5 protein-coding genes are annotated in these 5,460 nt (G+C 58.5%); 3 read left to right on the top strand and 2 right to left on the bottom strand.

The window, feature by feature from the left end; translation table 11 throughout:
* Both L0H65_RS13480 and L0H65_RS13475 read right to left on the bottom strand, forming a co-directional pair.
* Window positions 1-1,225 (bottom strand): serine/threonine-protein kinase (locus L0H65_RS13480; RefSeq protein ID WP_301459568.1); only part of this gene is annotated, 1,225 nt, incomplete at its 3' end.
* Between the two features lie 27 nt (window positions 1,226-1,252).
* Complete coding sequence (locus tag L0H65_RS13475; protein WP_301459567.1) at window positions 1,253-1,834, bottom strand: OmpA family protein; 582 nt, start codon at window positions 1,832-1,834, stop codon at window positions 1,253-1,255.
* Window positions 1,835-2,052: 218 nt separating this feature from the next.
* Between L0H65_RS13475 and L0H65_RS13470 the strand changes: the two genes are divergently transcribed.
* The 3 genes from L0H65_RS13470 (at window position 2,053) to L0H65_RS13460 (ending at window position 5,358) form a co-directional block, all read left to right on the top strand.
* Entirely contained in the window at window positions 2,053-2,922 is an 870-nt protein-coding gene (locus L0H65_RS13470) for a M15 family metallopeptidase (RefSeq protein ID WP_301459566.1), read from the top strand.
* A gap of 145 nt (window positions 2,923-3,067) precedes the next feature.
* Complete coding sequence (locus L0H65_RS13465) at window positions 3,068-4,546, top strand: caspase family protein (RefSeq protein ID WP_301459565.1); 1,479 nt, start codon at window positions 3,068-3,070, stop codon at window positions 4,544-4,546.
* Between the two features lie 56 nt (window positions 4,547-4,602).
* Complete coding sequence (locus tag L0H65_RS13460) at window positions 4,603-5,358, top strand: hypothetical protein (RefSeq protein ID WP_301459564.1); 756 nt, start codon at window positions 4,603-4,605, stop codon at window positions 5,356-5,358.
* The last annotated feature ends 102 nt before the right edge of the window (window positions 5,359-5,460 follow it).

Here is a 5,460-nt window from a genome sequence, read left to right as displayed (position 1 = left end):
CCACGGCTTTGTCGTCCGATACCGACAGTGACCAATCGGGCAATGGGGCCAGAATATCCAGCAACGTCAGCACATCATTGCCCCAGTGTTCCGAGATGTTGCCCTTTGCCAAGGTCACGCTGCCCGGAAATTGCTGGTTGAGACTGGTGAGCGTTGCCTTGTCCGGTGCGTAGCCGCGCGCTGACACGGTGCCATCCTCGGCCTTCTGGGCGGCGAAAACAAACGGGCTGACCTGCGGCAGCGACGCGCCGAAAAAGCCCAACCCATACGCACCCGCCGCCAGCAGAACCAAAAGAGCCAAAGCCAGCAAGGCAAACATTCCGCTGCGCTTCTTTTGCGCGGGCGGCGGCGGCGTGGCGACAGGTCTCGCCGTTTGTGTTTTCATCACATGACTGGCGGTATAGGTCGGATCAATCGCGCGCAGCACATCCTCAGCGGTTTGGAACCGGTCCGCCGGATCGGGCGCTGCCATTCTGGCGATCAGCGATTTCAGCGGTTCCGGCACGCCGTCGACATCGGGCGGTTGCTGTTTCAGCCGCAAAAGCTGCATCGGGTTTTCACCAACATCCGGCGACTTGCCGCGAAATGTAGCAAGCAACAGCACGCCGAGTGAATAGATATCGGACCTTGTGTCCGACATTCCGTTCAACTGCTCGGGTGCGGCATAGGCGTATTTTCCGGCGAATTCATTGCCAACCACGGTTTCCGCGCCGGGGTTTTCATCTTTCGCAATTCCGAAATCAATGATGACCGCCTGTTCGGGGCGTCCATCGCGCAGGATGATGTTGTCGGGCGACAGATCGCGATGGACAATGCCCTTGGCATGGGCGGCAACCAGACCTTGCAAAACCCGCGCCGCCACTTTGAGCAGGTCGTCCGCCGTCAAGCCACCGCTGAGCATTTTTGCTTCCAGCGACGGTCCTTCGACGTAATCCATCACCAGATAGACCTGCCCTTCGGCTGTGCGCTGATTTTCGGAATAGCGCACGATCGCATCATGGCGGATATCGCGGATTGCTTCTTCGCGCGTCATCAGGCGCAGGTAGTTCTCATTCTTCGAAAGCTCCGCCTGCAACACCTTGATCGCGACCTGCCGCCCCGAAATCTCGGAGCGGGCGCGATAAACGTCGGATGTGCCGCCCCGGCCCAACAGCGCCTCAATCCGGTAGGTGTTGTTCAACACGTCACCGGCTTTGAACGTGTCGTCCGCGCGGAACTTTGTCATGTAACGCCCTTCAACGGCAAACGGGCATCAGCTCAGCGCCTGAAACTCTACCCGGCGGTTTTCTTCGGCTTTGGGGTCATCCTTGTTGAACAAAAAACGTTTGCCCATGCCGACGGCTTCCAGTCGCGCGGTGGGAATACCGCAATCGTCGACCAGAAAACGCTTCACCTCCTCCGCACGCAAGAGCGACAGTTTTTCATTATAGGCATCGGTGCCGGAGGCGTCGGTATGGCCGACGATGCGGAAAACGCCAACATCTGCGGTCTTCATAGCCGTGCAAAGCGTGGCGAGTTTGGGCCGCTCATCGGGCCGCAGTACTGCACTGTCGAAATCGAACGAGATCCGCACGTTGATTTGCGCCTCCTTTTCGATCTCGGAATAGGCGACAGGGCTGATGACTGTACCCGCCGCGCCGGAAACAGTCGGCAAAGCTGCCGCGTCAGTGCTTGTCACCAGTTTCAGGCCACGGGTTTTTTGCTTTTGGAATTGGGCCTGCAATTGCTCGGCTGTCGCGGTCGCGGCATCAACGTCTTGCGCCTGCGCAGGCAGGTGCAGGCCAAGCCCGGCTAGGATGACAGCCGCGATCAAAAGGGGTTTGGATATCAACATTGTAAAATACCTCGCAGAAAAAGGAAAATTCCTGTCTGAAAATACACCATGCGGTGCTTCCAAACAACGGTTATCACGGGGCGGTTCCGCCGCCGCCCGATAGCGATTGCCGCGGTTCATGCAAATGCGTATCCCAAATGCCGCAAAATTGTTCCTTTGTCGCGCAATTTGGATTACGGTCAGGTCAATCTGATTTCAAACATACAGCAGTAACTTTCATGCGTCTTCTTCCAATCCTGGCCATCGTTGGCGCCGTCGCTGCCCTTCCCTTGGTCTGGATCGTTTCTGCGCATTTTTTTGCGCCGAATAAGGGCGGGGAAAGCAAACCGCTGTTTTCAGATGCGCCCGCGGGGTCGGCGGTGGACAGCGCCGCGCGGATCGAGATTGAAATTCTGCGCCAGCAGATGGAAGACATGCAAACGCGACTTGGCACTGTGGAGGATGAGTTGTCGCGCCTGCAAAACGCGCCGCGCCAGCCGTTTGATCTGGGAAACGAAAGCGGGGATGAGCCGTTGGAACGGCTGGGCGAAAACCAGATCGTCGACAGCTACGCGCAGGTTGTGTTGATTGCGGGGCGGCGCAAGATCAATGTCGGGCTGTCTACTGCGGGGCCGAGTCTCCTGGTCCAGATGTTCGGGATGCCGCGTGAACAGTTGACGGATGATTGTGAGGCAATGACCAACCCGACGTTGAAAGCCATGCTGGTCACAGAAGACGTTGGCCCGATCCGCGTGTCAATGCTGCGCCCTGCGGTGGAGTCACTTAAACGGGTGTTTGAGAAAGTGAAAAAAGTGGATGTGGACCTGTACAACCGCATTGCGACCTCAGGCTCCCTCTGCGTTCGGCGTATTCGCGGGTCGCAGAGCTCCGTTTCCAACCATGCCTTCGGCCTTGCGGTCGATCTGAATATTGACGGCAAGCTGGACACGTTGGGCGACGGGAAAACCCAGCTTGGCCTGACGATCCTGTCGGATTTCTTCCAGGAGGAGGGTTGGTTCTGGGGCGCTGCCTTTTCGCGTGAGGATTCTATGCATTTCGAAGTGGCGAAAGAAACGCTTGAAAAGTGGCGTAGTGCCGCGCAGATCTGAGGTTTCCGCCCTTTTCGCACATTTTTGACAGCCCGCGCCTTGAGCGGACGTTCGCGAGGCTTTGCAGAAGCTGCGCGACCCGCTACATTGTAAAGATCAATTTTCACGGGCTCTCTGTTCGGGTCCGAAATCCTGCGGGGGAGGAATGCTCCACCAATTCAGATTTTTATTTTCAGGGGTGCTGTTTGCGGCGCTGACCTTGTTGTGGCCCGATGCCGCCTTGGCCAAACGTGTTGCACTTGTGATCGGCATGGCGAAGTACCAGCATATCGAGAGCCTCGACAATACCGCCAATGACGCGCGCTTGATCGCAGATACCCTGCGTGGCATCGGCTTTGACGTGACGCTGGTGATTGACGCGGGCTATGCCGAATTGTCGAAGTCCATGGATAGCTTCGCGTTTGATGCCGAAACGGCGGAGCTTGCGCTGATCTATTTCGCCGGCCACGGGATCGAAGTGCAGGGCGAAAACTATCTGGTGCCAATTGACGCCGATGTCCGTTCCAACCGCGATGTGCAGCGGCAATCCGTGTCATTGGACAACCTGCTTGCCACGGTGGACCGGGCGCGGGTGATGCGAATTGTCGTTCTGGACAGCTGCCGCAACAACCCGTTTGGCGATGCCATTGACGCGACCGCCAAGGCAAACGCGAAACCGGTGGGTCTTGCCCCCGCCAATCCGGAACGCGGCACCCTGGTTGCCTATGCCGCGCGGGATGGTCAGGTGGCCTTGGATGGTAACGGCGCCAATAGCCCCTTTGCGCTGGCTTTGGCTGACAGGATGAAGGTTCCGGGGCTGGAGATCAGCCTGATGTTCCGGCAGGTCCGCGATGAGGTGCTGGCCAAGACCTTCAACCAGCAGGAGCCGCACACCTATGGCTCGCTTTCCGGTGTGCCGTTCTATCTTGCGGGTCCGGCAGAGGGTGACGCCCCGGCCTCGGGCGATCTGCGGGTGGCATGGTCGGGGGTGCGCCCGGATCAGGAAAAGCAACTGATCGCGTTGGCGGAACTTGGCGATACCCGGTCAATGGTCGGCTTGGCCTATATGCGGCTGAACCCCGAAGCCGGGCGTTTTGACCCGGCAGAGGCGTTTGGCCTGTTGTCCCGTGCGGCGAAGGCCGGTTCCCCGGAGGCGGAGTTTGAACTTGCCAAGCTCTATGAGCGTGGGCTTGGCGTGCCGCAGAACTACCCGGAGGCATTACGGCTCTATCAGGCGGCGGCGGATCAGAATTTTGCTGATGCGATCAACGATCTTGGTTTTTTGTACTATCAAGGTGAATTGGGGCTGAAACAGGACCCCGCGACAGCCCTGAAACTGTTTGAGCGCGCCGCTGATCTGCGCCACCCGCAGGCGTTGTTCAATTTCTCGGCGCTGATAGACGATGGGCTGATCAAGGGTAAAGGACCGAAGGATGCCGCAAAATATCTTTACGCCGCCCTGCGTAGCGGTGCCAAGGATGTGTTGGATTTGTTGGAGGATCGGCCCAACATGTTCAGCGTGGAAACGCGCCGTGAGTTGCAAAAGAAACTGGCGGCAGAGGGGTTCTATAGCGGGGAAATTGACGGAAACTTTGGTCCCGGCACACAAAAAGCCGCGCGTCTGGCGTTTGGACTGACCGCTTGATCCGGTTATTTGTTTGATGTTTGAAATTTGAAACCTGGTTGCAGAAAGGAATTATCATGTACGGAAAGCATAGTTTATTCGCGGGAGCCGCCGTTGTCGTCGCAGTCAGTCTTGGCTTGGCTGGCATGGCGTTGGCGAAGCCCTTGCCGGTCGCGCCCGGAATGGCCGGGCCAATCAGCTACGATCAATTCGAAATGACCTTTGAAAGCCTTGGGGCCGACGACGGCACCGCAATCGAGGAGCCAACTGACCCCGAATACCCTGGCGAAGGTGGGTCAGAAGAGCCAGACGACTATTGCAGCGACGGTTGCGTGGATGACCACGAAGGGACGGACGGTAGCACCGGTCCTGCCCTTACCACCGTGCGAACGACCAGAATCGTGACTCTGCTGGACAATATGGCAAAAGATTGCGCAGCCTATGCGGAACTGGACCGGATTGACTGTCTGCGTGACAAACTGCAAACCGCCTTGCGCGAAATTCCAAGTGCGGGACGCTATGATGACATGCGTAGAGCAGTCCAGGCTGCGGTTCTGGAGCTGGATGCGGTTGTGCGCCAAAACCTCGACCCTTCAGTCGCGCCGGTGCGCCGTGCGGTCAGGACGCCAAACGGTTTGCGCGCCAACAAAACCCCGATTCGCCGGATTGCTGCTTCGCGCGCCGCGCGGGCAAATGCGCAGGCATCGGCGGTGCTGGACAAACTGTCGACCACCCTGCTGCGGTCGTCTTCGGATTCCGCGACCAAGCGGGTGCATTATGAGCGAGCTGCCCAAGCGATCAACAGTGCCAAAGTGCTTTTGCGTTCCACTTGACCTGTGAGGGGGCGGCACCGCCCCCTCCCGGCAGCATGGCGTCCAACAGCGGGAGGACTGAATGTCGTGCGCGCCTGCCGCCCCGGGTCTATTTCACGCGGG

The organism is Pseudorhodobacter sp., from assembly GCF_030452865.1.
Classification (GTDB): Bacteria; Pseudomonadota; Alphaproteobacteria; order Rhodobacterales; family Rhodobacteraceae; genus Pseudorhodobacter.
The sequence above is the reverse complement of the archived record's forward strand: the minus strand, read 5'-3'. Positions and strand labels throughout refer to the sequence as shown.

Bases quoted from the DNA above. Each gene is read 5' to 3' on its own strand.
- L0H65_RS13465 (WP_301459565.1), top strand. From the start codon at position 3,068: ATGCTCCACCAATTCAGATTTTTATTTTCAGGGGTGCTGTTTGCGGCG.
- L0H65_RS13475 (WP_301459567.1), bottom strand. From the start codon at position 1,834: ATGTTGATATCCAAACCCCTTTTGATCGCGGCTGTCATCCTAGCCGGG.
- L0H65_RS13460 (WP_301459564.1), top strand. From the start codon at position 4,603: ATGTACGGAAAGCATAGTTTATTCGCGGGAGCCGCCGTTGTCGTCGCA.
- L0H65_RS13470 (WP_301459566.1), top strand. From the start codon at position 2,053: ATGCGTCTTCTTCCAATCCTGGCCATCGTTGGCGCCGTCGCTGCCCTT.